Annotated in this window: 19 protein-coding genes and 2 pseudogenes; 9 read left to right on the top strand and 12 right to left on the bottom strand. The window is 43.6% G+C overall.

From position 1 onward, the window contains the following. Positions 1 to 61: 61 nt before the first annotated feature. The 6 genes from ACQEXR_RS07600 to ACQEXR_RS07625 form a co-directional block, all read right to left on the bottom strand. Complete coding sequence (locus ACQEXR_RS07600) at positions 62 to 646, bottom strand: TetR/AcrR family transcriptional regulator (RefSeq protein WP_427020051.1); 585 nt, start codon at positions 644 to 646, stop codon at positions 62 to 64. A 155-nt stretch (positions 647 to 801) separates the two neighbouring features. Next, positions 802 to 1,119 carry a N(4)-acetylcytidine aminohydrolase gene (gene yqfB / locus ACQEXR_RS07605; RefSeq protein WP_426950060.1) on the bottom strand — a complete coding sequence of 106 codons (318 nt, stop codon included), beginning with the start codon at positions 1,117 to 1,119 and terminating at the stop codon, positions 802 to 804. Beyond that, the gene (locus ACQEXR_RS07610; protein WP_427020052.1) at positions 1,116 to 2,312 is read right to left on the bottom strand and encodes a DEAD/DEAH box helicase; all 1,197 of its coding nucleotides are present in this window, start codon (positions 2,310 to 2,312) and stop codon (positions 1,116 to 1,118) included. Before ACQEXR_RS07610 ends, yqfB begins: the two co-directional genes overlap by 4 nt. A 109-nt stretch (positions 2,313 to 2,421) precedes the next feature. Beyond that, a complete protein-coding gene (locus tag ACQEXR_RS07615; RefSeq protein ID WP_138971106.1) occupies positions 2,422 to 2,889 on the bottom strand; it encodes an OsmC family protein in 468 nt (155 codons plus the stop codon). Positions 2,890 to 3,030: 141 nt separating this feature from the next. Then, positions 3,031 to 4,710 (bottom strand): pseudouridine synthase, encoded by a 1,680-nt coding sequence (locus tag ACQEXR_RS07620; protein ID WP_427020053.1) that lies wholly within the window; start codon positions 4,708 to 4,710, stop codon positions 3,031 to 3,033. 76 nt (positions 4,711 to 4,786) lie between these two features. Beyond that, complete coding sequence (locus tag ACQEXR_RS07625) at positions 4,787 to 5,188, bottom strand: hypothetical protein (protein ID WP_426950063.1); 402 nt, start codon at positions 5,186 to 5,188, stop codon at positions 4,787 to 4,789. Between the two features lie 171 nt (positions 5,189 to 5,359). Here ACQEXR_RS07625 and ACQEXR_RS07630 point away from each other — a divergent pair, with 171 nt between their 5' ends. Next, on the top strand, positions 5,360 to 6,229 hold the full coding sequence (locus ACQEXR_RS07630) for a LysR family transcriptional regulator (protein ID WP_426950064.1): 870 nt from the start codon (positions 5,360 to 5,362) through the stop codon (positions 6,227 to 6,229). 52 nt (positions 6,230 to 6,281) lie between these two features. Here the strand turns inward: ACQEXR_RS07630 and ACQEXR_RS07635 are convergent, their stop codons facing one another. Beyond that, entirely contained in the window at positions 6,282 to 7,055 is a 774-nt protein-coding gene (locus ACQEXR_RS07635; protein WP_426950066.1) for a siderophore-interacting protein, read from the bottom strand. A gap of 93 nt (positions 7,056 to 7,148) precedes the next feature. After that, positions 7,149 to 7,733, bottom strand: a complete 585-nt coding sequence (locus tag ACQEXR_RS07640; protein ID WP_426950067.1) for a LysE family translocator — start codon at positions 7,731 to 7,733, stop codon at positions 7,149 to 7,151. A gap of 144 nt (positions 7,734 to 7,877) precedes the next feature. On the opposite strand from ACQEXR_RS07640, the gene ACQEXR_RS07645 reads away from it, so the two are divergent. The 4 genes from ACQEXR_RS07645 (at position 7,878) to ACQEXR_RS07660 (ending at position 12,880) form a co-directional block, all read left to right on the top strand. Then, positions 7,878 to 8,318: an Lrp/AsnC family transcriptional regulator gene (locus ACQEXR_RS07645; protein ID WP_138971112.1), complete on the top strand. Its 441-nt coding sequence runs from the start codon at positions 7,878 to 7,880 to the stop codon at positions 8,316 to 8,318. Between the two features lie 178 nt (positions 8,319 to 8,496). After that, the gene (locus ACQEXR_RS07650; RefSeq protein WP_426950069.1) at positions 8,497 to 9,492 is read left to right on the top strand and encodes a porin; all 996 of its coding nucleotides are present in this window, start codon (positions 8,497 to 8,499) and stop codon (positions 9,490 to 9,492) included. A gap of 286 nt (positions 9,493 to 9,778) precedes the next feature. Next, positions 9,779 to 11,407 carry a methyl-accepting chemotaxis protein gene (locus tag ACQEXR_RS07655; protein WP_427020054.1) on the top strand — a complete coding sequence of 543 codons (1,629 nt, stop codon included), beginning with the start codon at positions 9,779 to 9,781 and terminating at the stop codon, positions 11,405 to 11,407. Between the two features lie 426 nt (positions 11,408 to 11,833). After that, a complete protein-coding gene (locus ACQEXR_RS07660; RefSeq protein WP_427020055.1) occupies positions 11,834 to 12,880 on the top strand; it encodes a GMP reductase in 1,047 nt (348 codons plus the stop codon). 192 nt (positions 12,881 to 13,072) lie between these two features. Here ACQEXR_RS07660 and ACQEXR_RS07665 read toward each other — a convergent pair. Then, a pseudogene (locus tag ACQEXR_RS07665) lies at positions 13,073 to 13,879 on the bottom strand (phage integrase); the annotation flags it as partial. 182 nt (positions 13,880 to 14,061) lie between these two features. On the opposite strand from ACQEXR_RS07665, the gene ACQEXR_RS07670 reads away from it, so the two are divergent. The 3 genes from ACQEXR_RS07670 (at position 14,062) to ACQEXR_RS07680 (ending at position 19,986) form a co-directional block, all read left to right on the top strand. Next, a complete protein-coding gene (locus tag ACQEXR_RS07670) occupies positions 14,062 to 15,240 on the top strand; it encodes a DNA cytosine methyltransferase (protein ID WP_427020056.1) in 1,179 nt (392 codons plus the stop codon). Positions 15,241 to 15,301: 61 nt separating this feature from the next. Beyond that, the gene (locus tag ACQEXR_RS07675; protein WP_427020057.1) at positions 15,302 to 18,325 is read left to right on the top strand and encodes an ATP-binding protein; all 3,024 of its coding nucleotides are present in this window, start codon (positions 15,302 to 15,304) and stop codon (positions 18,323 to 18,325) included. Continuing rightward, positions 18,325 to 19,986, top strand: coding sequence for a response regulator receiver domain (locus tag ACQEXR_RS07680; protein ID WP_427020058.1), 1,662 nt, complete (start codon positions 18,325 to 18,327; stop codon positions 19,984 to 19,986). The genes ACQEXR_RS07675 and ACQEXR_RS07680 overlap by 1 nt, the downstream gene beginning before the upstream one ends. Positions 19,987 to 20,184: 198 nt before the next feature. On the opposite strand, the gene ACQEXR_RS07685 is transcribed toward ACQEXR_RS07680, so the two are convergent. The 3 genes from ACQEXR_RS07685 to ACQEXR_RS07695 form a co-directional block, all read right to left on the bottom strand. After that, positions 20,185 to 20,910 (bottom strand): GntR family transcriptional regulator, encoded by a 726-nt coding sequence (locus ACQEXR_RS07685; RefSeq protein ID WP_138971116.1) that lies wholly within the window; start codon positions 20,908 to 20,910, stop codon positions 20,185 to 20,187. A 187-nt stretch (positions 20,911 to 21,097) separates the two neighbouring features. Then, positions 21,098 to 22,723 carry a PTS fructose transporter subunit IIC gene (locus ACQEXR_RS07690; protein WP_427020059.1) on the bottom strand — a complete coding sequence of 542 codons (1,626 nt, stop codon included), beginning with the start codon at positions 22,721 to 22,723 and terminating at the stop codon, positions 21,098 to 21,100. Positions 22,724 to 22,961: 238 nt separating this feature from the next. Next, complete coding sequence (locus ACQEXR_RS07695) at positions 22,962 to 23,702, bottom strand: GntR family transcriptional regulator (RefSeq protein ID WP_240800877.1); 741 nt, start codon at positions 23,700 to 23,702, stop codon at positions 22,962 to 22,964. 249 nt (positions 23,703 to 23,951) lie between these two features. On the opposite strand from ACQEXR_RS07695, the pseudogene ACQEXR_RS07700 reads away from it, so the two are divergent. After that, positions 23,952 to 24,422, top strand: a pseudogene (locus tag ACQEXR_RS07700) (fructose PTS transporter subunit IIA); the annotation flags it as partial. Between the last annotated feature and the right edge of the window lie 135 nt (positions 24,423 to 24,557).

Genomic DNA, 24,557 nt, shown 5'->3' on the forward strand with positions numbered 1-24,557 from the left:
ATTAGACCAGTCGTCTAGTTGATGTTTCAAAAAATCCCGCCGTGTAAAGTGGCGGGTATTATTAGTTGTTTAAAAGTTGTTGAGTCGCAATGTAGCAAGATTCCAGATTGCGGCCATCTTGATGCAATTTGTTCAATAAACTTGCCCCAAGCCATTGCTGATAGAGCTGACGTGCCATTTGATCCGCATCACGACAGTGAATTGAGCCATCTTCAATACCAGATTGAATGCATTTGGCCAGCATCTGAACTATCTTTTCTGCACCGGACGCCAATTTCGACCTCATAGGCTCTGATAAATCCGCTACTTCAGCACTTAGCTTTACCACCAAACACTTATTGGCGTTACACATCCCGTTGTCGACATCTAACCAGCGCGAAAAATAATCTAGCAGGCGTTCGCGGCCTGTTGTCTTGTCATGCGACAATAAGTCACCGACTCGTGTCAGATAAGTTTTGAAATACTCTTCAATAAGCGCTTCTCCAAACTGTTCTTTTGATTTGAAGTAGTGATAGAAAGAACCTTTAGGTACATCTGCACTTTTAAGCAATTCAGATAGGCCAACCGCAGTAAAGCCTTTAGCCACGACCAATTGGTAGCCGACTTCGAGTATGTGTTGACGAGTGTCTTGGGTTTTAGCGTTCATGGCGCTACTATAATTTAAATTAGACCAGTCGTCTAGTTTTTGTTTTTCGCGACATAACCATGGACTGGCTAAGAGAATGATCGAACGAACAGGCGGAACCTAGATTAACTTGATGAGAAGACACAGGCTACCGTTGGTAGCCTGCGTTAAGCCACTTAAACGAGCTCGTAACTGATTTCGAAAAGGGTGTCTGTATTAGGGTAAATCTCCCTAATCAGTGCTTTGAGTTTTGGTAGTTCAATCGATTCCTGCTCGGCATGGAACTCGTTGATATCATCAAAGTGGAGGGGGGTAACCGACAGTATCTTAATGTTGCAGACTTTTTGGTCAGTTTCTAAGGTGTACACCTCCACTTCCGTTCCTGGAACATAATGGGACTCAGACTCATCACGGATGGTAATGGTCTTTTTTCCCGCCGTGATCAACGGAGTCAGAAACTCAAAAAAGGTAATTTTAGTTGGTGCGTTCATCAATTATCCTTTTGTTGGCGTTTGTGTTTTGGCACATAGTTTAAGATAGAAATCGGCACTGGCTTACGAGGCTCAAAACCTTCAATTTCACGGCGCTCAATCAAGTGACCTAAACGAGATTCGATCATGCAAAGGTTCTTGAAGTTATCTTTCGAGACAAATGAAATCGCTTCGCCTTGCGCATCCGCACGACCTGTACGACCAATGCGATGAACATACTCGTCTGCTGGGAATGGCAGATCATAGTTAATGACTCTCGATAGCCCTTCAATATCAATACCGCGAGCGCCGACGCCTGTCGCAATCATGTATTTAATTTTGCCTGCTTTGAAGTCAGCGAGTAGTTGTGAACGCACCGCCTGACTTCGGCCACTGTGAAACGCTTCAGCAATGATGCCGCGCTTTTCAAGCTGCGACGCCAGCTTGGCTGCGCCATGTTTAGTTTCGATAAAAATCAGCGCCTGATCCCAGTCATTCTCATGGATCAGATGACTCAGCAGCGCTGATTTTCTGTCTTTGTCTACCGTTATCAGCCATTGCTCAATGTTTTTCTTTGATGCTTGGTTGGCCGCAATAGAGATTTCATACGGGTCATGAACCGCGGTTTTAGCCAGATCGCGCACCTTGTTCGACAGGGTCGCCGAAAACAGAAGATGCTGAATATCGGTAGGCAAACGATCGAGAATCTTGTTGATGTCTTCAATGAAGCCCATGTCGAGCATTCGGTCTGCTTCATCGAGTACCAGCACTTCGACTTCATCGAAATGCACTGCGCGTTTGCCATACATATCAATTAGGCGGCCTGGTGTTGCAACCAGAATATCGACACCATCGATTAATGCTTGTTTCTGGCTACTCTCATCGACGCCACCGTACATAGCGAGAGAGGTGAGAGACAGATTCTTACTATAATCTTGTACCTTTTGCTCAACTTGCATTGCAAGCTCACGGGTAGGAGCAAGGATGAGAGCGCGAATGCGTTTCTTACGCTGGGTTTGCCCTTGACTGAGCTTTTGTAAAATTGGCAGAACAAAGCTGGCGGTTTTACCGGTTCCCGTCTGTGCCGCAGCGATAAGGTCATCACCACGTAAGATCACTGGAATCGCTTGTTGTTGAATTGTAGTTGGCTTGCTGTAGCCAAGTTGAGAAATCACGTCGGTGATCGGTTGGCTCAGGCCAAGTTTGGAGAATGGCATGGTTACACTCAGGTTTTTTGTCGTAGTGGGCGTTTACCCCATAATTGACGCTGAGTGTAGCATGAAGTGAGTTATTTTGATTAGCTTTGTTTCTCTCGCTTTACCGCTTCTAAGCAAGGATTTCAGTGGTTATCTCTGTTTTGACTGAATTCGCGATGAAGCAGTGTTGATGAGCAAGGTGATGGAGTTTTTGCAACTGCTCAAACGTTGGTTGCTTGTCTCCAACGAAAATGATGTCGGGCCGCAGAATCACTTGTGTCACGGAGCTTCTTCCTTGAGAGTCTTCTTCCATATAACCAACAGCGTGATCGATGTACTGGTCGATCACGTAGCGCTGTTTGGCGGCTATGCCAAGGAAAGTTAGCATGTGACAGCTGGAGATCGCAGCGATATACGCCTCTTCAGGATCAACATTTTCCGCCACTGAAAAGGGTAGGGGGACAACATGAGGTGAAGACGAGGCGGGAACAACAATTCCGCCATCAAACTCCCAAGTGTGGCCACGGCTGTATTGATTGTCGTTAAAGGGCTCTTGCTCGCCACGTTGCCATTTAACCGTAGCAGTGTAATCAGACATATTTGAACATTCCTTGTAGGCTGGCTTTAAGACATTGTCTTACACTGATTAGGTTGAGGTCTGAACCCTTAGATAACAAAAGCCTGACTAGACTCACAGCATTGACGGTTTCTAGTCCGCGCAGTGAGTCCTGTCTGCGAGCTAAAACTCGGCCGGTGCTGAAAAGGTTAGTCTCTCTTTGCTATAAGGGTGGTCAAACTCCAACCGCTCTGCGTGTAGATGTAAGCGATCTGCTTTTTCACCATACAATCCATCACCGACCATAGGCAGGTTTAGTCCGAGATGGTGTGCACAGTGAACCCTAAGTTGGTGAGTGCGTCCAGTTTTCGGATAGAGGTAGAGCTTGCTTCGTCCGTCAGTGGTGTTCATTTTTTCCCAGTAAGTTTCAGCGGGTTTGCCATGCTCAAAACAGACCAGTTGGCGAGGGCGGTCAACGGGATCTCCTCGCATTGGTAGAGTAATCTGGCCGCTCTCTTGGTCAACACTACCCTCGAGCAAAGCGACATAGCGCTTGTGTACGCTGCGGGAGATAAACTGTTTCTGGAGGCTTTTGTTGGCGCGTTTAGTGAGTGCAAAAACCAGCAATCCCGATGTGGCCATATCCAATCGATGGATGACAAATGGTCCTTCTGCGTCGGGATAACGCATTTGTAAGCGTGTATAGGCAGAGTCTGAGATGGTCTTGCCTGGCACTGATAGTAGGCCCGAAGGTTTGTTTACGACGACTAATGCTTCGTCTTCGTATAAGATTTCCAACTCTTTGTCTTGTGCCCAGCTCTCTTCCAGTGGGTTGTCGTCAACCAGCAAGCCTTGCAACATGTGGCCTAATATTGGCTGGCACTTGCTATTGCATGATGGATAGAACTTTGCGTGCTGTCGAATTTCCGATTTTGGAGAGACTCCCCACCAGAATTCCGCCAGCGCTAATGGTTTGAAGTTGTGCTTAAAGGCGTAATGTAACAACTTTGGTGCCGCACATTCGCCTGCTCCTGCGGGAGGAGTCGGGCTCGTCGTCGGTGCAAAGATTGCAGATAGAGACTGTTGTTGTCCATGTGCATTAAGAAAACGGTATTGATTGAACAGTTTATTTTGCAGGGTATTGGACAACTGTTTTCTCTGTTGCTTGAGCTGTTCTAGTGACGTCTGCAAGACATCAAGCTCTGCTGTGATCGCCGCGATTCTTTCTTCCCACTCTAACTTGAGGTATTTGAGTTTGTTTTTTTCAGCGACACTCTCTTTGCCTAACGCTACTAACAGCGCATCGAGCTCCGCTTTACTTAATGTTTGTTCGCCGCGTTCGCGTTGCATTTTACGCGCTGCTCGGCCAGCAATAATGGCTTGACGCTGCTGATGTTCTTCGCTCTGATAGTCTTGCTGTAATTGACTTAACGTCTGTTTAAGCTCTATAAAGCGGGGGTTGGATTGCTGCTGGGTAACCGCACTATTGATCTCAGTTATATTAGCCAGATCTGAACGAAAGAAACTTTCCTCTGCCAGCATATCAAACACCGGTGGTACAAAGCCTGGTAGTAGGTTTTGGTCTGCGATCTTGCCAGAAAAAGCAGAGAGATAACCAATTTCACCTAGAGGAGACTTAACCAGTAGAACGCCAAACATTTTACCCGTTCCTGCTGCATCACCATCGATGCCAAAGTTATGTTGCCATTGCTTCTGGGTCGTCAAGTGTTGTTGCAGTTGCTCAGCCGCTAACACGCACAATGGGTGCGGTTGATAATAAAACGGAAAGGTAAATTTCTCTGGTAGTGAATAATGTGCGATATCAGTGGAGAAACGGGTAAATAGATCTTGAGGGTGGTGCATTAGGGTATTCACTACAGGTAAAAACAACTGGCGTGATTTTACCTGTTTGTGTCTGGAATGCTAGCGCAGTGAGAGGCTAGCGGATGTAATTGATATTCGCACTGACGTACCAATGTTGCACTGTACCGTCGGGTCTTTCGATCCAAACGTCATTATCAAGGAACTTAACTCGACCATTGACCGAGAGCGATAATTTGTTGTCATCAACCTTAGTCACAGTAATAAATGGGTCAGATGTGATCAAAAAAGGTTCTGAGTCTGAGACGCTGGCTGATTGATCGATGAGGAAGAAGTGGTTCAATTTACCGGCTTGAGGATCGGTTGATATCGCTTTGTGACCGACCAATTTGTAGCCACCACCAATTGATTGATTAAGGATTTCGTTGCCGAGACGAACATGGGTAGGAATGAACACCCATGCTAGTACGAGTGCGATCGTGATGATGAGTATACTCAGTGACAGTTTGACTTTAGACATTTTCAGTCGCTTTTGGAATCGGAACAGGAGGCCATGTTATCACAATCGAAGTGCGGTTTTTTGCTTTGAACCTATCCGGCTAAACAATTCACGACTTCGATTCTTGTGAGATTGTTGTCTTTTTTGCAATAATTGACCGTTAGATGACCTTGAATATTACAGAGTGACAAGATGGCGAATTGGGAAGGAGTCAGTGAGTTTGTCGCGGTGGCGGAAACACACTCATTTACGGCGGCGGCAAACAAACTGGCGACTTCAGTTGCGCAGGTCAGCCGTCGCATTTCTACGCTAGAGGAACGTTTGGCCGTTAAGCTATTTAACAGGACGACTCGCAAAGTCACCCTCACCGAAGCTGGGCATGTTTACTTCCAGCAATGTAAGCATCTTGTGGAGGGGTTAGAATTGGCTGAACTGGCGGTTACTCAGATGCAGTCAACGCCGAAGGGATTGTTAAAAGTGACCGCCCCAGTCACCTTCGGTGAGCAAAATTTAGCGCCTTTGTTGCATCAGTTTCTGGAACAGTACCCACAGGTCGATCTGGAGCTTATGTTGACCAACCAGAAGCTGGATCTTATTGAGATGGGCTTTGATGTGGCGATTCGCCTTGGTCGTCTACAAGATTCGAGTTTGATCGCAAAACGTCTCTCAAGTCGGCAGTTATACGTTTGTGCTAGCCCGAGCTACCTAGACAGATATGGAGAGCCTTATACATTATCTGAGTTAGCTCGCCATCAGTGCCTTGTGGGGTCAGTAGACTACTGGCGCTTTAGGGATGCAAAGAGCGAAAAATCAATACGCGTTACAGGCCGAATTCACTGCAATTCAGGCTATGCGCTGCTTGATGCGGCGAAACGAGGGCTAGGTTTAGTTCAACTGCCCGACCACTATGTTCAACACGCTTTGGATGAGGGTGATTTGATCGAAGTATTGACGGAGTATCGAGATGAACGCGAAGGTATTTGGGCGCTTTATCCGCAAAACAGAAACCTATCGCCTAAAGTTCGGTTGTTGATTGATTTTCTCGCGGAGAAGTTGGTCTGACGGTTCACTAATGAACAGATTGAGGGAGAAATTCCCTCAATCTATATCCCGGTTAGTTGTCATGCTGTTCCGCATCTTGGCGTTTAATCACTTTGTGACCGTCTTCTGCAACGCCTTGTTTCCAATAACTACTGATGTAGATATTTTCTCTTTCTACCTGTCTTTCATTTCTAAAGTACTGGCGTAGCCCTCGCATAGAGTCAAACTCACACGCGCACCAAACGGAAGTTTTACCTGCATGCCAAGGTAAAGAACGTACTGTGTCGACTAGCGATTCGTTTGCGAAAATCCATTTAACGTCAAAGTGACTTGGCGTCTCAATAGGCTGAATATCGAGCTCTGAAATAACCTTGATCACAGCATAGCCTTTTGCATCATGCGGCAAACGGCGGATCTTAGCGGATAGTGCTGGCAGTGCGGTCATATCGGCGGTCATAAAAAACCAGTCCGCTTCTGTATTCATATCTTGAATCGAACCTGGACCCGCAATAGAAATGCGTTCACCCACTTTGGCACTCATTGCCCATCGAGCGGCAAATCCGCACTGTAGATCCTCAGTAATATGTTTAACAAAATCGACTTCAATCAATCCGTTATCGGCGTCAAAGCGGCGGATGGTGTAAGTGCGCATGATAGGGCGATCGCCTTCGCTCATCGTGGTGAGATCAGTGCCACCTGATGGTGTAAACAGTAACTTGATGTAGCTACCTTCACAATCGGCAGGGAATTCAACAAGCGCATCACTCTGAAGAGTAATGCGCTGCATGTTGGGAGTGATGGATTCAGTCGCTGAGATGGTTACTTGTCTTGGAGATGGCTTATTCATTTCTTACCCGATAATTGTTCGTATTCGCGTTTAAGATTAGCAGCACAATTTCAAGTTAGATAGCATCTTTAAGTAAATTTACATTCAGCCCAGCTAGATCATCGGCAGGGTTGAGGCGACGAGCAGTGTAGCCATCGCGATATTAAAGCTTCGAATACGAAGTGTACTGGTTAGCCAACGTTGTAGCTCACGTCCCGCCAGTATCCAAAAAGTACCAGAGGGAAAGTTCACGATTAAAAAGGTACTTGATATGATCATTAGTTCAAACCAACTTCCACCATTGCTATACAAGGTGACGGAACTGAGAGCCATTGACCAGCCTTTGGGGTTGACCCACTGAAAGCTTGCTGCGGCAAGAAAGCTCATTGGTCTAAAGTCATCAACTGTTGAGGCTCTACCACTTAACGCAATCTTAAGCGCCAAATAAGCCAGATAGGCCAAGCTGACGTATTTTAGTACGACATGCGCTGTTGGATAAGCTTCAAATATCTTGGTCAAGCCTAGGCCAACAAGCAATACCATAAACGCAAAGCCAACTGCTATCCCACACATGTGCGGAAGCGTGCGCATATAACCCACATTGGCTCCAGACGTCATCAACATGATGTTATTGGGGCCTGGGGTAAAGGTCGAGACAAAAGCAAATAAAATGAGAGCACTAAGTTGTTCAAATTCCATGAGAGTTCCTAATTGCAAAGTGATCGCAACAAAGTTGCGTGATGAGCTTCTCTTGACCGGTCAATGGCTATATTAGGTGGAAAAGTGAGCAATTTTGTGTTTTTATTCGAATCTAATTGGTTATTTGCACAATAAAGAGATGAAATGGATCGTTTTGACGAAAGGATATTGCACGAGCTCAAGTTAGACGGAAGAATCTCCAATGTTGAACTTGCGGAGCGTATTGGTTTATCGCCATCAGCGACGCTGCGACGGGTCCAGGAGTTGGAGAAGCAGCGAGTCATCAAAGGTTACCGTGTGATTCTGGATAACAGCCGCCTTGGTATCGGATTTATTGCTTATGTTTCAATCGGCTTAGCCAGCCACAGAAAACAGGCTCAGCAAGAGTTTGAACAGCATGTGCGTTTTGTCGATGAGGTGGTGGAATGCCACAACATTACGGGGGCCAACGAGTATTTACTCCGTGTAGAAACCAAGGATTTACCAAGTTATAAAAAGTTTCACGCCGATGTATTAGGTGAGTGTAGGCACGTTCAGTCGATTACCACCATGGTAGTGATGGACTCGCCTAAAGACAAACGTTAGCAATCAGTTTCATCTCGATAGGGCAGGTCTTCTTTGGCATGCCCTGTCACATTACTTCCATTATTTCGCCACTTAACCGTCATGGTTCAGCCATCAAAGCGTCACGCTGGCACATTAATTTATCTCGCATTAACCCATTCGAGCATGAAGCTCATTGAAAACTAAAAGGTAACGTAAGATGAAATTAGCAGTGGCAGCGTCTGCAGTATGTGCAGCATTGGTATCAGGATCTTCATTGGCAGCGACCGTGTACAAGGCAGAGGGTACCGAATTTCAAGTCGGTGGCCGTGTTGAGTTTAGAGGTGACTTTATCGGTACCTCAAAGGGGGCTGAAATTCAGGGCACGATGGATGACAGTACCCGTGCTCGTCTGAATTTAAAAGGGAAGTCTGAAATAGCCCAAGGCATGACAGCATTTGGCGTGTACGAAGCAGAGCAAGACACAGGTAAAGACGAATTTGAAAACCGCTATATGTACGCAGGAGTCGATTTTGATGGTCATGCCTTATCGTTCGGTCGTCAAGATATGGCGTCTGTCATTGTCTCTGATCTAACGGACATCACGGAATTCTCTGGGATCCAGCAAGTCAATAATTCATCAAGCGACAAGCAGGACAGTGTGGTTGCGTATCGCGGAGCATTTGAATCTTTCAAACTACAGGCGACCTACCAAGCCAATAGTGAAGAAGACACCGATGGCTATGGTATTTCCGGGATCTATTCTGCGCCGTTTGGGTTGGATATTGGTTTGGCATTTTCGGCCGCAGATCTAGGTAAAGGGCTAGGCAGCCAATCACAAGTGCTTGGTGGTCTCGGTTATACGCTCGACAATCTTTATCTTGGTGCCACTTACTCTATTGGTGATCTTGATGATAAAGCGACAGGGACGAACGACAAAGAGTTCACCGCCTTAGAAGTGGTGGCTCAATACAAGTTTACCAAGCAGCTTTCTGCTGCGTTGCTTTACACCAATCAGGAGAACAAGCAAGCAAATGGCAGTAAATATGATGATACTGATGGTGTAGAGCTGGTCGGTTATTACAAATTCAACAGTAATTTCCGTACCTATGTTTCTTACTACTCTAATGGCGTAACGTCGACGGATACGAACGCCGACGGATTCAAGGATACGGGTGAAGATACCTTACGCCTTGGTGTTCGCTACGATTTTTAATCGCAGAGTTGCCTGAAAATTCTGTGGTAATGGCCAAGCTCAGCTTGGCCTTTTTTGGCTAAGTATCCTAGTTTAATATAACTTTTAAAGTCATCTGAATGTATATGCTCTATAGTCGGTTTGCATATAATGGCGTCTGAACCTAGAGTATTGGTCAGGACATACTGCTGCCGAAAAAGCACCTCACTCCAGTCAGACACTATTACTTGAAATGCTTTAAGTCCCTTTTTAGCCAATGCGAGCTTATAACAAACAAGGGCGAGCTTAGACTGACTAAGAGTGAATTATGCAGCCATCATTAAATAATTTTTCGATCCGAACTCAGGTTTTGTTACCTGTTCTTTTTACCGCCCTAGCACTGATTATTGCGTTACTTATCACCAAGAGAAGCATTCAAGCGGAAGAAGCCGTGGTCAATGAAATCATCGAATCACTGATGTTTTATACCGAAACGTTGGACGAGCTTGACGAAGAGGTATACACACTCAGACTCAATGTGTTAAACGTTATCTATGGTAGTGAAGATCAGAGCGATTTCCCTATCAAATTGGATCATGGAAGGTCCGCTATTGAGGCAAAACTAACCCTGATTGATCAACGGGGAACATTTATCGAACAGGTGAAACCGGTTCGCGATGCGCTGAAAAACTATATTGCGCAGTCTGAGCGAGTGGTGGAACTTACAAACGCGAAAGAGTTAGGGCAGGTGAGTAGAGAGGAGTATAACGACTTTCTTAGCAATTATCGTCAAGCAGGCGATGAGATGGTGATTGTGGCTGATCAGCTTTCCCAACAAATTGCGACGTTCGCAAGTGAGTTTGTCGAGATGAGAGCGGCGCAGAATGTAAAAGTAAAACGACTGACGCTTATTTTGCTCCCTTCGGTATTCGGCATATCGCTTTATGTCGCATGGGTTCTGTCTGGCATGATCGTTCGCCCAATACTCAACCTGCAAAATGTCATGCGTCAGTTAGCACAAGGTGACTTAACAGTTCGAGCTGACGCAAAGGGTAAAAACGAAATCTCAAAGCTAATCAATGACGTTAATCTAACGGCGAAGCAATTCCATTCGATCGTCGGTACCTTAACGAACATCAGTGACGAAGTTGCCAGTGCCTCGACAGTATTGGCTAAGGTTATGACCCAATCAGAATCCAATGCAGAGAAAGAACTGTCAGAAATCGAACAAATTGTTTCTGCTGTCAAAGAGCTATCAAGTGCTGCCGACAATGTCAGTGCTAATGCTCAGCAGGCTGGTCTAACGGCCCAAGAAGCCGATACGTTGGCAAAGTCTGGGCAACAAGTATTTGAGCTGAGTCATGCGGAAGGTGTGAAAATGGGCAAAGTACTCAATGACGCAGCGAACGTTATTATGACTCTGAAGTCTCAATCTGAGCGCGTCAATGACGTGATTGAAGTGATTCGCGGTGTCTCCGAGCAGACCAACTTACTGGCGTTGAATGCAGCTATAGAAGCGGCGCGAGCAGGAGAAACTGGGCGTGGTTTTGCTGTTGTCGCAGATGAAGTACGAAAATTGGCGGCGACAACACAAGACTCCACGGTAGAGATTCAAACCATCATTGAAGAACTACAGAAACAGTCGAATCTTGCCAATGAAAGCATGCAAAAAAGCTTGGATATGCTAGACAAAAGTAGCCAACTTACTAATCAGGCTAACGGTGCATTGCATGGTATTACGCAAACTATCACCAGTATTAATGCCGTCAATGCGCAGGTGGCAACAGCGGCGGAACAACAGTCTCACGTTACCCAAGAAATCAACGGCAACATGGCGAATATGTCCCAGTTGGTGAATCAAAACGTGTTAGGGATTTCTCAAAGCGCCACCGCAAGTGAAGCGCTTTCTGATCTCGCAGAGAAACAAAAACAACATTTGTCGTTCTTCAAGCTGTAGTTTTTGGGCTTTCTAAGTAAATAATCACGTATTTTTTTACTCAAGAGGCGAAAAATCGTTGAGCTCTACACCACTGTTTTTAACCAAAACGAGACATCGAGTCGAACATTTAGTTTAAAGGTTGGTTTAATTGCCTACGTAAAGGATTGCGCAAACGTTTGTGTGGCTGTTATTAAGTGTTTGTTTTGAAAAGATAATTGGTGTTTTAGGCGTGAGTTGCAGTCGGCTAGGTATGCAACTTAACCGAACTGTAGCATAAAAATTTTGAAAATATCAGTCTTGCGAGAAATAAATCGCGACCTATAATGCTGAAAACCGGAGCGTCTGCCAACGCTCCGGTTTTTTTGTGTCCGAAACTCAGTAAAACGTCTGCCAACGTTTACCGAAAACGCACGACACGTAAATTTGCTTACAGGAAAATTTATCATGCGTATCGAACAAGAACTTAAGTTAGGCTTTAAAGATGTACTATTCCGCCCGAAGCGTTCTACTCTTAAAAGTCGTTCTCAAGTTGAGTTAACCCGCGAGTTTACATTCAAGCATAGCGGTCGTCAATGGTCTGGTACTCCAGTCATTGCTGCCAATATGGACTCGGTAGGTAGCTTCGAAATGGCAAAGGCGCTCGCTGAACACGGTGTTATGACAGCTGTTCATAAACACTACTCAGTAGAACAGTGGGCTGAGTTTGTAGAATCTGCGGACCAAAAAACATTAAACAATGTGTTTGTTTCTACTGGTACTTCTGATGCTGATTTCGAAAAAACCAAAGAGATCATGGCACTTTCAGAAGAACTTATCTTCATCTGTATCGACATCGCAAATGGTTACTCAGAGCATTTAGTTGAGTACGTAGAAAGAGTACGTGCGGCATTCCCAAACAAAGTGATCTCTGCTGGTAACGTTGTGACAGGTGATATGTGTGAAGAGTTGATTCTTGCTGGCGCGGACATTGTGAAAGTGGGTATCGGCCCTGGTTCAGTATGTACAACACGCGTGAAAACGGGTGTTGGCTACCCACAACTTTCAGCAATCATTGAGTGTGGTGATGCGGCGCACGGCCTTGGCGGTATGATCATCGGTGACGGTGGCTGTTCATGTGCGGGTGATGTGGCGAAAGCGTTTGGCGGCGGCGCAGACTTCGTTATGTTAGGCGGTATGCTTGCAGGTCATGAAGAGTCAGGAGGCGAAATCATCGAGAAAGATGGCGAAACCTTCATGAAATTCTACGGCATGTCTTCTCAGTCGGCGATGGACAAGCACTCAGGTGGTGTGGCTAAGTACCGCGCAGCTGAAGGTAAAACCGTACTATTGCCATTCCGTGGCAGTGTTCACGGCACTATCTCAGACATCCTAGGTGGTGTACGTTCAACTTGTACATACGTAGGCGCAGCAAAGCTTAAAGAGCTAACCAAGCGTACCACGTTCATCCGCGTACAAGAGCAAGAGAACAACGTATTCGGTAAAGAGAAGTAAGCCAATACTTCGAAAAAGACGAATAATCGAGAGCCGCTGATTGCGGCTCTTTTATTGCCTGAAATTTGGGGAGTGTCTACAAAGTGTCTACACCTGAGACATTTTTGCTTCGCGCCACTCTTCAGATTTGCATAAAAACTCATCAATTATTCAAGTCCAAGAGCAGCAAGCGGGTTCATGTCTAATGTTTCAGAAAGGGGTGTAGCACTCTTCATACATTAAGCCGGAGCATGGCTTGTAGATCTCTTCATAAAGCGCCTTGGAGATGGGTACTGAACGGTTCTTCTTGGTTTTAGTATTGGTATAGGTGATCTTGTATTTGCTGAGCTGGCTTCCACGCAGTTTTGCCGCTTCATTCCACCGCGCACCTGTGGCTAAGCATATTTTTACTATTTTGGGCATGTCTCCACGCTGATGCTGGCCAACCAGCTCGAGCAGTAGGGGAAGCTTCTCTTTAGGAATAAAAGCCATCTCTCGTTCTGCTACTTTGAATGGCTTGAGTTCTTCTAGAGGGTGGGGGAGGTTCCATTCACCGAGTTCTTTTAGCTTACTGAAAACCGCCTTAAAGCGCGCTAACTCCGAATTGAGGGTAGAAACACTTGGAGCGCCTTTTTGCCAGCGGTCATCAACAAAGTTGATTTGGCCAGCCATCCTCAAGCTACGAAACTCAGCGTATTGCTTGGCGTTAAATAAGGAAGCTGGCGGGTCACCCATGGCTTTAACCATATGGTTAAACTTTTGGTAGATGACTTCGCCGTTGGTGAGCGTTCGGCCGTAGTGGCTGAACCAGGTATCCACAACATCAGACAGCCGCCTGTGATCACTACTCATTCCAAGCCAGGGCTTTTGATCCACTTCTTTCATTGTGAACTTCTCAAACCCGACAGCCTCACCTTTGGTGGCAAAGCGTCTGCGAACGCGTTTCCCATTGCGTCCATTAGGGTAGCAGTCACATATCCATGGTTTGATTGAACCATCTTTTAAGTTACGGATAGACATAATATGATTTCTTTGTGCTGTATATGTATACAGTCTATTCCGTGTAAAAACGTAGCACAATGTTTAGTAGTGCACAGATTGCACACATTGGTTTGATTTGTAGCCTGTTAACTTAGCGAACAATGGTAATTTATGATTAAGTCGGTAGAATGTGCCGGCTAAGTTTTTTATGAGTAGTTTGAATGACAGTTAAAGCGATAGATTTGTTTGCCGGCGCCGGTGGTTTCACACTTTCTGCTATCGAGGCAGGGGTAGACGTGCTCGCAGCGATCGAATTTGATAAGGCGGCTGCTCATACCTACAAAGAAAACTTTATTAATACTCGCAAGCTGAATATTGATTTAAGAGCTGGCCCAGAAGATGGTGACATTAATAATGTTCAGCCGTTAGAGCTTCGAAATTCACTTGGGTTAGAGAAAGGTGAGCTGGATTTGATTCTAGGTGGACCACCGTGTCAGGGCTTTTCTACCCACCGAATTAATAACGCTGGTGTTAACGACCCGCGTAATGCGCTGCTATTGAGATATTTTGAGTTTGTCAATGAGTTCAAACCAAAAGCCTTCTTGGTTGAAAATGTCTCAGGTTTGTTGTGGAAACGCCACGAAGAATTTTTAAACAAATTTCTATCGTTAGCACAGAAAGCTGGTTACGTAATTAAGTTTTGCAACGCAGTAAACGCAAAGGATTATGGAGTTCCACAGAATAGAAAGCGTGTGTTTATCTATGGAGTACGAAAAGACTTAGATTGTAGGAGTGTCGACTTTCCTCCCCAGCCAACTCATTTTTCTCCCACGTCTGAGAAAAAGCCTAACTGGGAAACTGCATCTAGTGTTTTTGACAAAGTGCCCCTAGAGCTTTATGAGAAATACTGGCAAGAATACTTCATAAAAAAGACTAAGCTCAGCAGAGAGCAGACTTTCGAATTACTATCCAGTCTGACTTATGGTAACCCCTTCAAACAGAATGATATCTGCGATATTCATATGAAGCCTACAGACAAGATGGTGAGTCAGTTTAAAGATACTCCTCTAAACGGTAGTAGAGAGGATGCAGGCGAAAAGCATCAAAAAAAATGTCATTCAAACGGATACAAAGGGCATAAGGATGTTTATGGGCGAATTATGATTCACCTACCAAGTAATACAATCACGACTGGATGCAATAATCCTTCAAAAGGTCGATTTATGCACCCTTGGTTGCATCATGGTATGACCTTGAGGCATGCCGCTAGGCTGCAATCTTTCCCTGATTGGTTTGATTTTCATGGGAGTTCGACTGAAAAGGCTCGGCAAATAGGAAATGCGGTCCCTCCATTACTCGGTAAAGTACTGATAAGTGATATATGCAGTAGATTGAAGTAAATAAAGTGCCTACAATGTTAGGCACTTTTTTTATGTCTAAGATATTGAGATTGGGTTACAAATGGCTCAAATGAATGTAAGCGCTAGGGCTGTCGACATGCTAGGAAGGCAGCAAATAGCGGGTATCCCAACAGCTATACATGAGTTATTCAAAAATGCTCATGATGCATATGCCACCCACGCAGAAATCGACTACTTCCAAGATCAAAACCTTGTTACCCTCCGAGATGACGGTATTGGGATGACCGAGGAAGACTTTAACAAGAAGTGGTTGACCATCGGTACTTCAAGTAAGTTTGGGGTTAATAGAAAATCCGATTACATTCCTGAAGGAATGTCTGAGCGCAAGCTCATGGGCGAAAAAGGCATCGGACGACTGGCAATTGCTTCCATAGGTAGACAGGTGCTTGTGCTTAGTCGTGCAGAACGTGAAGACGGTATGCATGATATGGTTGTGGCACTTATCCATTGGAGTCAATTCGAAATTCCCGACATTGGGATTTCGGAAATTGTCATTCCTACTCGTACGTTTCCTGAAGGAAAGTTACCGTCTTCGCAAGATATACAGTCGATGGCTAATGAACTAGTTGAGCACTTAAAAAGCCTCGGCGACGCTATTCCCGCTTCATATTTAGATCTAATCGAAGAAGACATTAAGTTGTTTTCTTTTTCTCCCGACGTGTTGTTTAAGAATCTACAAAAGAAATCTCAAAGCACTTGGGAAGAAGGGAAAAGAGAAGGGGATTCAGAGACTCCACTTCCCATGCTTGATGGTCTTGGACGAGGCACACACTTCATCATCATGCCTTGTGATGAAACTTTGGCTCTAGATGTCAAGCCTAACGACAAAGGGACCACAGAACTTCAGAAAATTCTAGTGGGCTTTTCTAACACTTTGTCATCAGACCACACTGAAGTATTGAAAACTAAATTTCGTTTGCATCAAGGAAATGCAGACCCGTCGGAGTTGATTGAGAAAGGCTTTTTTTCCAAAGAAGATACTCATGATGGAGACCACTTCATCCAAGGCGAGTTTGACGAGTTTGGTCAGTTTAAAGGCACAGTGTCTGTATATAAAGGAGAGCCTCAAGAGCATATTATCAATTGGAACGAAAACTATGGTTCAAAAACTAGGTGTGGTCCTTTCAAAATAAAGTTTACTTATCTACAGGGCGATCCTTCTGATAGCTTCGTCCCAACCGATTCTTATCAAGATATCAAAGATAAGCTAGATAAATACGGCGGACTATACCTGTATAAAGACGGTATTCGTGTTCTCCCTTATGGTAAACCAGAATTCGACTTTTTACGCTTTGAAGAAAGAAGAACGAGAAGAGCTTCTGATAACTTTTTCTCTTACAGGTTGATGTTTGGAGTCATTGAAATTGATCATGATATTAACAGTCGTCTTGTAGAGAAAGCTGGCAGGGAAGGCTTGATTGAGAATATTGCCTATCAAGAATTTAAGAATATTCTCATAAACTTTTTTATACAGTTAGCAAAAGACTTCTTTAGAGAAAACTCTGTGAATGACAGGTTTGCTGTTATTAAAAATGAGTTGAAAGAGGTAGCAATTGCACAAAAAGAATTAATAGCAAAAAGGAGGAAGCAAGTTTCCTACAAAAAGGAACAATTCAAGAAAGAAATAGATGAATTTTTCGAACGACTATCCAATGGATTCTACGTATCTGAAGTTGAGGCTATAAATTCTTTTGTGTATTCGGAACTTAAAAAATCTTCCGATAGCTGGGATGATAAAACGAAATATCATTTTATTTCCGATATTAGAGCCAATGTTTCTCAAAAGTGGAAGAATATCGATAGATTTATAAAAGTGACTAAACCAAATGTTGGACTCAGTAATACTGCAACCAAAGAGTGGGAATCTTACCTAAAGAACAAAGTTAAGCTTAGTGAAGACGTAATTGAGCCAGCTAAAAGAGAAGTTGATACTTTAGTAGCGGAATATATTTCTAAACACGGCTTGACTTTTTCTGTTCGTGAACGAGTAAATGAACTCGTCGAGGAAGAAAAAAAGTCCCTCAATAGAGCAATTTCTAGCTATAGAAATGAACTAAAAGAAGATGTAAGTAAAATAGATTCGGTTATAAAAGAGAAAGCGAGAGCGAAATCTAACGAATATACACATGCGTTGGCTGAAGTAATGACAGCGATTAACTCGACAGCAATAGACACATACAGTCCTGAAGAGTCTATGGCGATGATATCGAATTGGGAGCAAAAGCTTGAGGATATTAACGACCAGACGGAAAGTTACTTCACCAAGTTGCGCGAAACAGTAGAACTTGTTCTAAACGATATCAAAGAAGAAGGGTCAAACTCAATTGATATCCTTACCGCTTTAGAAAATGAAAATGAGCAAGTGAAAGAGTCTTTAAATCAATACTATGAATTTGCTCAATTAGGAATGTCACTAGGCATTATTCAACATGAATTTAGCAGTACTGCACGCAATGTTAGAAACTCAATACGTTCACTCAAACCGTGGGCTGATAAAAACCCTAAGTTAGGTGGGCTTTACAAAAATATTAGCCATAGCTTTGAGCATTTAGACGGTTACTTAAAAATGTTTACCCCACTAAATCGCCGTTTATATCGTAGTAAGATTGACCTGTCAGGTAAAGAAATTGACAGCTATCTCAGAGACATTTTTGATGAGCGTTTAAAGCGACACAACATTAAGCTGCTTTCTACTAAAGAGTTTATTATTAAGACAACTCACGTATTTCCATCATCATTTTTACCAGTATTCATTAACGTAGTGGATAATGCAATTTATTGGTTAAACACTCAGATTGAAAGCGAAAATCAAGAGAAATCAATCACGTTAGATGTTAAAAACGACCAGTTGCTAATAAGTAACAATGGTCCTGCGATAGCGCTGATCGACAGAGAACGAATATTTGAATTTACTTTCTCTAGAAAGTTCAATGGTCGTGGTATGGGTTTATTTATTAGTAAAGAATCCCTTAATCATGAGGGATTTGACATTCAGTTAGCTAGTGGAGGTGCAGATGTCTCTCCATGTTTTGTTATAAGTGAAAAAAATACGGAGCAAGGGTGATGTCTGCATTTGAAAATCATTGTAGGGATATCGTTAATGACTATGTCCAAACTGTTCTGATTATAGATGATGGAGCTGGTTTAAATCGTGATATCTTAGATGTCGAAATCATTGAGCAGCCTGACGATACTAATGACCCTCTGGCTGCCACATTTGAACCAGATCATGAAGCAGAGGTCGATGAGCCTGAAGAAATTACTCATGGACTTAATACGCTAGATCTAACAAGCGCATTCTATGATTTGGGAGTTGTTGCGGGGATATACCAACCCAAGATTGTAGAGGATGAGCAACCAGAAGAGTTTGCTCTGAAAGCAGAAAAAGTGGTAGCTACTGCGGACATTGTAATTTTAGATTGGATGCTCGTTGATCATGACTCGACGTATAGTAAAGCTATTGTTAAACAAATCTTAGGTCAAGATAAACAGTCGGGAGGCAGGCTAAGAACAATAGTCATCTACACAGGAGAATCAAATCTTCATCAGATGAGAGATGAGCTGTGGAATTACCTCGAGGACATGAGCCTAAATAGAGATATTGAATATACAATTAGTAAAGAACATCTAAATATCGTCTTTTACAACAAAGATATTGCTATAAACGCTCTTAGACCCGTTTCAGAAAAACAACTGCCTCGAAAGGCTTTGGGAGAATTTGCTGTTCTTGTTGACGGGTTAGTTCCCGGTTTTGCGATGAAAGCCGCAACTACTGTCAGACAAAATACAGGAGCATTGTTAGCGAAATTTGATTCTAGCTTGGATGCAGGATATTTAGCCCATCGCTCATTACTGCCAAACCCAGAAGACTCTGAAGTCCTAATGCTTGAGAATTACGCCTCGTACTTGAGAAATATATTAGCTCTAGCTCAGGTTGATCGACAAACTCTTGGGTATCATAGGGTCAAGGATTGGGTAGAAGCTAAATACTCTACTCGTCACAAGAAAGCTAAAATTACGGGTGATTCTCACAAGGAAATTACCTTAAGCAAAGAAAACTTTTTAGAGTCATTTGAGCACGGGTTTACTGTAAATAGGAAAGGTTTGTTTAAAGCTATTCAGAAGCAGACAAGCGGCAAAAGAGCTAACGTGATAGTTAAGACTATTGCTAATCTAGAGCGCATTGTTGGTGCATTTGGTGAGAAAGAAGGGGCTACAGAGAAGTCTTCTCAAGCCCTATCCGCTTTAACTGCGTTTCGACGTACATATAAAGATATGAGAGTAGGCTATCCCTATCTGACGCAGGGGACTTTGATTAAGTCTGTAGAAGACGATAAATACTTTTTGTGTGTTATGCCCAAGTGTGACACTGCTCGGGTCAACAAAAAACGGAATTTCTTGTTTGCTAAATTGACTACAAACAACGGTGAGTATGACTTAATAGCCCCCGATATTACTCAGGGAGACTCGTATGTACATTTACAAACAAACTTAAAGTTCTATCAACTGGAAGATATAGAGTTTGATGCTAGAGGTGCAGCTAAAGTTGAAGCTTATGAAGATAGCGGGTTAGCTATATTTGAGTCTGTGCAAGGTGAAAAATATTATTGGATTGGTGACTTAGAAGACTTGGATATACAAAATAAAGTGTCTTCTTTAGTCGGTGATTTCAACAGAATTGGTGTAGATGAAGTAGAATGGGTAAGACGACGGAAACCTAATTAAATTTAGTGCAGGTCAAATAAAAAGCGGCTATGAGCCGCTTTCTTTTTCAAGAATTAAATCACTTTTTCAACCTACTACCGTCAGCGTGCCAGCACTATTTCTTACCACGAAATAGCCCTTGGTGCGTTACATGATTTCTGTCCATAACCTTCACGGTGCTACTTCTAGCGTTCGACAATTTTACTTAAAACATCCAAGTTAACTGTTAGGTTTATGTCTTTTTGCTACCAAGGTGAACTTATAGTCACTTGATTTAAAGAAGTTACGACTATATTCGAATACCGTGTCGTCGTGTAAGTAACTGCGAGTGCGTTTCTCAATGATCGGGTCGGTAGTGCTAATACCTAACAACTTCGCTATTTCATCAGGAGGTAGGATTGGCACTAATTCTTGTTCGCTTCGATCTATCACTAGCTTTTTTTGATTCTCGATAAACTCGTACTTTGATCCCTGCATTACTTGGTAGGTCAAATCAGGAAACATTTCTACTGGCATCCAAGTCTCTTCAACCGTGATTGGATTCTCATCAAGGAAACGTACACGCTTAACATAGAAAATGCGTTCACCTTCGTTGATATCTAAATGTTCAGCCATAGTGAGAGACGCAGATTGAATTTCAAAGGCCAATACATCGCTATGCGTGACACCTTCCAAATGTGCCCATTTTTCAGCGAAACTACTCTGCTGATAGATATCATAATTGACTTTGGTCTCTTTAACGTAGGTGCCACTGCCTTGAATACTCTCTAACTCTTCGTTCTCGATGAGCAGCTTTAATGCTTGGCGAACGGTGACTCGACTGGCAGAGAACTCTTTGCAAAGTTGAGCCTCGGTGGGAAGTGCCTCACCTACTTTGTAATCCTTGCTGATTATCTTTTCTCGAATGGCGTCAGCTATTTTGCGATACAGGGGCAGTCTTGCCATGTAAACCTCGAAAGTAATACAAAAGAGATAGGGGGCAACAGATTATGCTTCCCACAAGAAGCTTAATGATACGAATTAAAGCGCTGAATACAAGATACGGTTGATAAAGAGCAAGCGGGTAATACAAAAAAACTCCAAGCGAGGGGGGATCGACTTGGAGTTTTGGAGCATATTTAGTTGAGGGTAACTAAACTTTCGCTTCAGCTAACTTCTTTTCTTTTTGGTTTCCTATTCCTTTTAATGCGATGGTTAGGACCATTGACACTGCAATACCTATGACGAAGTAAGTCAGCCAAGCGACAGGGTTACCGATAACAGGTAGCATGAATACTGCGCCGCCAGCTACGGTACCAATCGTAATCTTAGAAGATAGAATTAACGCAGCCGCTACGCCACCACCAATCATATGTGCTGGTATGATACGCATTGGATCTTTTACAGCGTAAGGAATAGCGCCTTCAGTGATACCACAGAAACCTAAGATAGCGGTTGAAGGGCCTGCCAAGCGATCTTCTTCGTCGAAGAAACGTTTGAATACCACAGACATAATACCTAGTGACATACCTGGGATACATTTCGCAGCAGTAAAGGCTGCGTAGAAGATTGATGCATCACCAGCGAAGTCTCCACTAGTACCGACACCGATACAGAATAGGTACGCGGCTTTGTTTACAGGGCCGCCCATATCGAAACAAGCCATAGCACCGAGGATGAAACCAAGAATAAGTAGGTTATTCGTACCCATTGACGTTAGCCAATCGACCAAACCACTGTTAAGCATCGCGAAGAACTTACCAGGGCCTGCATACATAAAGATCAGTGTGGCGATACCGGCTAGTAGAGGTGTGATGATAATCATCTTCACTGATTCTAGTACTTTTGGTACTTTGATCTGGCGGACAAGCATAACAAATAAGGCTGCTGCTGCACCGGCTACTAAACCACCTAGGAAGCCGCCAGTCATGACCGAGATCTTACCGAACCCGCCACCAACGGCGACGAAACCACCGACGAAACCAGGGGCTAAACCGGGTTTACCTACCATACCGTAAGCCGTAAATGCCGCAAGCACACAGATTAACAGAGGGTTAAAGGCTTTTAACGTGCTGTAGTATAGGAAATGAATAATACCTTGGAACGAAGCCTCAAACTGCGCTTTGGCTTCTGGCTGTGCAATGGCTGCATAAACTTCTTGCTTAATTGCATCGATTTCACTGTTTGCTAGCCCTTCAGCAGCGTTAATAATGCCAAGGTCTGCGTATGTTTTGCCCGTGTATTCAACCAGTATCGCTTCATCATAAAGGTGGGTGTAATCGTAGCCGAAGAATAGATTTAGAAGACCTACACAAAGACCACCGATTATAACAAGAGGAATGATGTGAGATACGCCTGAAAGAGCGCCCTTGTACCAAAGTTTCAAGAAGCTAACGATCATATTGTCGTTGCTCTCTTCCTTCTCGGCAAACTTATTGGTCGTCGTGGTTGCTTTCGCTTTTGAGCCACCCGCTTTGACCTTCTCTTCGAGTGCATCAAGCATTTCGTCAGCTGCTTTGATGCCATCCTTAACCTTACCTTGCACAGACGTTAGGCCCTCGAAACGCTCAGCTTCAATTACGCCTACGTCAACAGCGTAGATAATGCCATCGGCTTCCGCGACATCTTGCGCGGTTAGTTTTCCATCTAGGCCATTCGCACCTTGTTTCTCGACCTTTATTTCCCAGCCGCGCGCGGCTGCTTTCTTTTCTAAATTTTTAGCCGCCATGTAGGTGTGCGCTACACCGGCCGTACATGCTGTAATCGCTAAGATTTTCATCTGATGTTCCTTTGCGTCGTCTCTCGTCATTTGAGCGACAAATAGGTCACTCAATGATTATATTTTTACCTAATTTGTTTTAATCATCTGTGATAATTCTCATAATTTGTATTATTTGTATTTAATTTGTTTTTGTTTCTCTTGGTTAAAAGGTAATACAAAAATTTATTTTGACGCTATAGTATTGAAATATAATATGAAATAGATACACGATGACATTGAGTAATAAAACCCTTATTTAAATAGAATAGCTTGTCTTCGCCCTTTGGCGCTTAGAGGTGAGGGTAAACTTATAGTTGTTGGTCGTGAAATAGTTTCGGCTGTACTCGAAGATGGTGTCATTTTCTAGGTATCCGCGTGTGCGCTTTTCTATAACGGGTTCTGTGGGATTGATGCCAAGCAATGCAGCCACGTCACTTGGTGGAAGAACAGGCATGATTTCTTGCTCACTTCTATCTATAACCATCTTCTTCTGTTTTTCGATGTAGTCATATTTCGACCCCTGCATCACTTGGTAGCTGAGGTCTGGGAATATCGCTGTTGGCATCCAAGTCTCTTCAACCGTAATGGCGGTTTCGTCTAGGAAACGCACCCTCTTGATGTAGAAAACGCGCTCTCCTTCGTTGATTTCCAAGTGTTCTGCCATCGTTAGCGAGGCAGCTTGTACCTCAAAGGCTAAGACATCGCTGTGCGTTACTCCCTGCAAATGAGCCCACTTCTCAGCAAAACTGCTCTGTTGGTAAATGTTGTAGTTGATTTTGCTCTCTTTTACATAGGTACCACTACCTTGAATACTTTCTAGCTCTTCTTGTTCGATTAGAAGCTTAAGCGCTTGGCGTATAGTGACTCGGCTGACAGAAAACTCTTCACGTAGTTGTGCCTCTGTAGGCAGTGTCTCACCAACCTTGTAAATACCGGTGCTAATCTTATCTCGAATGGCATGAGCGATTTGTCGGTACATGGGTAATCTTGTCGTCATATCCTAGATAGCCTCTTGCTTATTAACCTGCATAACCGCTCTAACAGGTCTTAGTGTGTGACTTTAGACTTAGATAATACTAATTCCACCCTGTTTAATAAATTAAAAAATACAAATATGTCATTTTAAATCCAATTTAATACATATTGTGGTGTTTGTGAGATCTGTATCACGGTTTATTTGTATTTGATTGGTATTATTGGTGTATAAACGAATAACCCAACAGAACGTGAATACGGGGCTAAAACTATGAACCTTACAACGCTTACAAATCCATCACTGATCAATCTACAAACGACGTTCGAGAGTCGTGATGCTGCAATTAAGGCACTCGCTGAACAGCTCGACCAACAGGGCAAGCTGCACGACAAAGAAGAATACTTAAAAGCGGTGTTTGCCCGTGAAGAACATGGTGCAACGGCGCTAGGTGAAGGCCTTGCCGTTCCACATGGCAAAACCGACGCAGTGAAAGAAGCGGCATTTGCTGTCGCAACCCTAAAACAAGATTTGAAATGGCAGGGAATTGATGAAGAAGAGGATGTCAATCTGATTTTCTTGATTGCTATTCCTAATGCTGAAGCGGGTTCTACACACATGCAATTACTGACCGAGCTTACAAGTACTTTGATTGATGATGAAGTTCGTGAAGCGGTACTTAGCGCGACGACTGTAGAAGAAATTTTTGCACTTCTTAGCGATGAGGAAGAGCAAGTTGAAGAGGTAGCAGAAGAACCAGCACCAGTAGTTGAAGAGAAGAAAGGGTTGTTTGGCTCTATTGCTTCAAAATTATTTGGATAGCTCAGCGTTTACGCAAAAGCCATTACTCATTTAAGTCGCATAGCACAGTCTTTACAG

Source organism: Vibrio sp. TRT 2004, assembly GCF_050113735.1.
Taxonomy (GTDB): Bacteria; Pseudomonadota; Gammaproteobacteria; order Enterobacterales; family Vibrionaceae; genus Vibrio.

Coding starts and splice junctions, on each gene's coding strand:
- ACQEXR_RS07600 (WP_427020051.1), bottom strand. CDS start 646: ATGAACGCTAAAACCCAAGACACTCGTCAACACATACTCGAAGTCGGC.
- ACQEXR_RS07610 (WP_427020052.1), bottom strand. CDS start 2,312: ATGCCATTCTCCAAACTTGGCCTGAGCCAACCGATCACCGACGTGATT.
- ACQEXR_RS07615 (WP_138971106.1), bottom strand. CDS start 2,889: ATGTCTGATTACACTGCTACGGTTAAATGGCAACGTGGCGAGCAAGAG.
- ACQEXR_RS07620 (WP_427020053.1), bottom strand. CDS start 4,710: ATGCACCACCCTCAAGATCTATTTACCCGTTTCTCCACTGATATCGCA.
- ACQEXR_RS07625 (WP_426950063.1), bottom strand. CDS start 5,188: ATGTCTAAAGTCAAACTGTCACTGAGTATACTCATCATCACGATCGCA.
- ACQEXR_RS07630 (WP_426950064.1), top strand. CDS start 5,360: ATGGCGAATTGGGAAGGAGTCAGTGAGTTTGTCGCGGTGGCGGAAACA.
- ACQEXR_RS07635 (WP_426950066.1), bottom strand. CDS start 7,055: ATGAATAAGCCATCTCCAAGACAAGTAACCATCTCAGCGACTGAATCC.
- ACQEXR_RS07640 (WP_426950067.1), bottom strand. CDS start 7,733: ATGGAATTTGAACAACTTAGTGCTCTCATTTTATTTGCTTTTGTCTCG.
- ACQEXR_RS07645 (WP_138971112.1), top strand. CDS start 7,878: ATGGATCGTTTTGACGAAAGGATATTGCACGAGCTCAAGTTAGACGGA.
- ACQEXR_RS07650 (WP_426950069.1), top strand. CDS start 8,497: ATGAAATTAGCAGTGGCAGCGTCTGCAGTATGTGCAGCATTGGTATCA.
- ACQEXR_RS07655 (WP_427020054.1), top strand. CDS start 9,779: ATGCAGCCATCATTAAATAATTTTTCGATCCGAACTCAGGTTTTGTTA.
- ACQEXR_RS07660 (WP_427020055.1), top strand. CDS start 11,834: ATGCGTATCGAACAAGAACTTAAGTTAGGCTTTAAAGATGTACTATTC.
- ACQEXR_RS07670 (WP_427020056.1), top strand. CDS start 14,062: ATGACAGTTAAAGCGATAGATTTGTTTGCCGGCGCCGGTGGTTTCACA.
- ACQEXR_RS07675 (WP_427020057.1), top strand. CDS start 15,302: ATGGCTCAAATGAATGTAAGCGCTAGGGCTGTCGACATGCTAGGAAGG.
- ACQEXR_RS07680 (WP_427020058.1), top strand. CDS start 18,325: ATGTCTGCATTTGAAAATCATTGTAGGGATATCGTTAATGACTATGTC.
- ACQEXR_RS07685 (WP_138971116.1), bottom strand. CDS start 20,910: ATGGCAAGACTGCCCCTGTATCGCAAAATAGCTGACGCCATTCGAGAA.
- ACQEXR_RS07690 (WP_427020059.1), bottom strand. CDS start 22,723: ATGAAAATCTTAGCGATTACAGCATGTACGGCCGGTGTAGCGCACACC.
- ACQEXR_RS07695 (WP_240800877.1), bottom strand. CDS start 23,702: ATGACGACAAGATTACCCATGTACCGACAAATCGCTCATGCCATTCGA.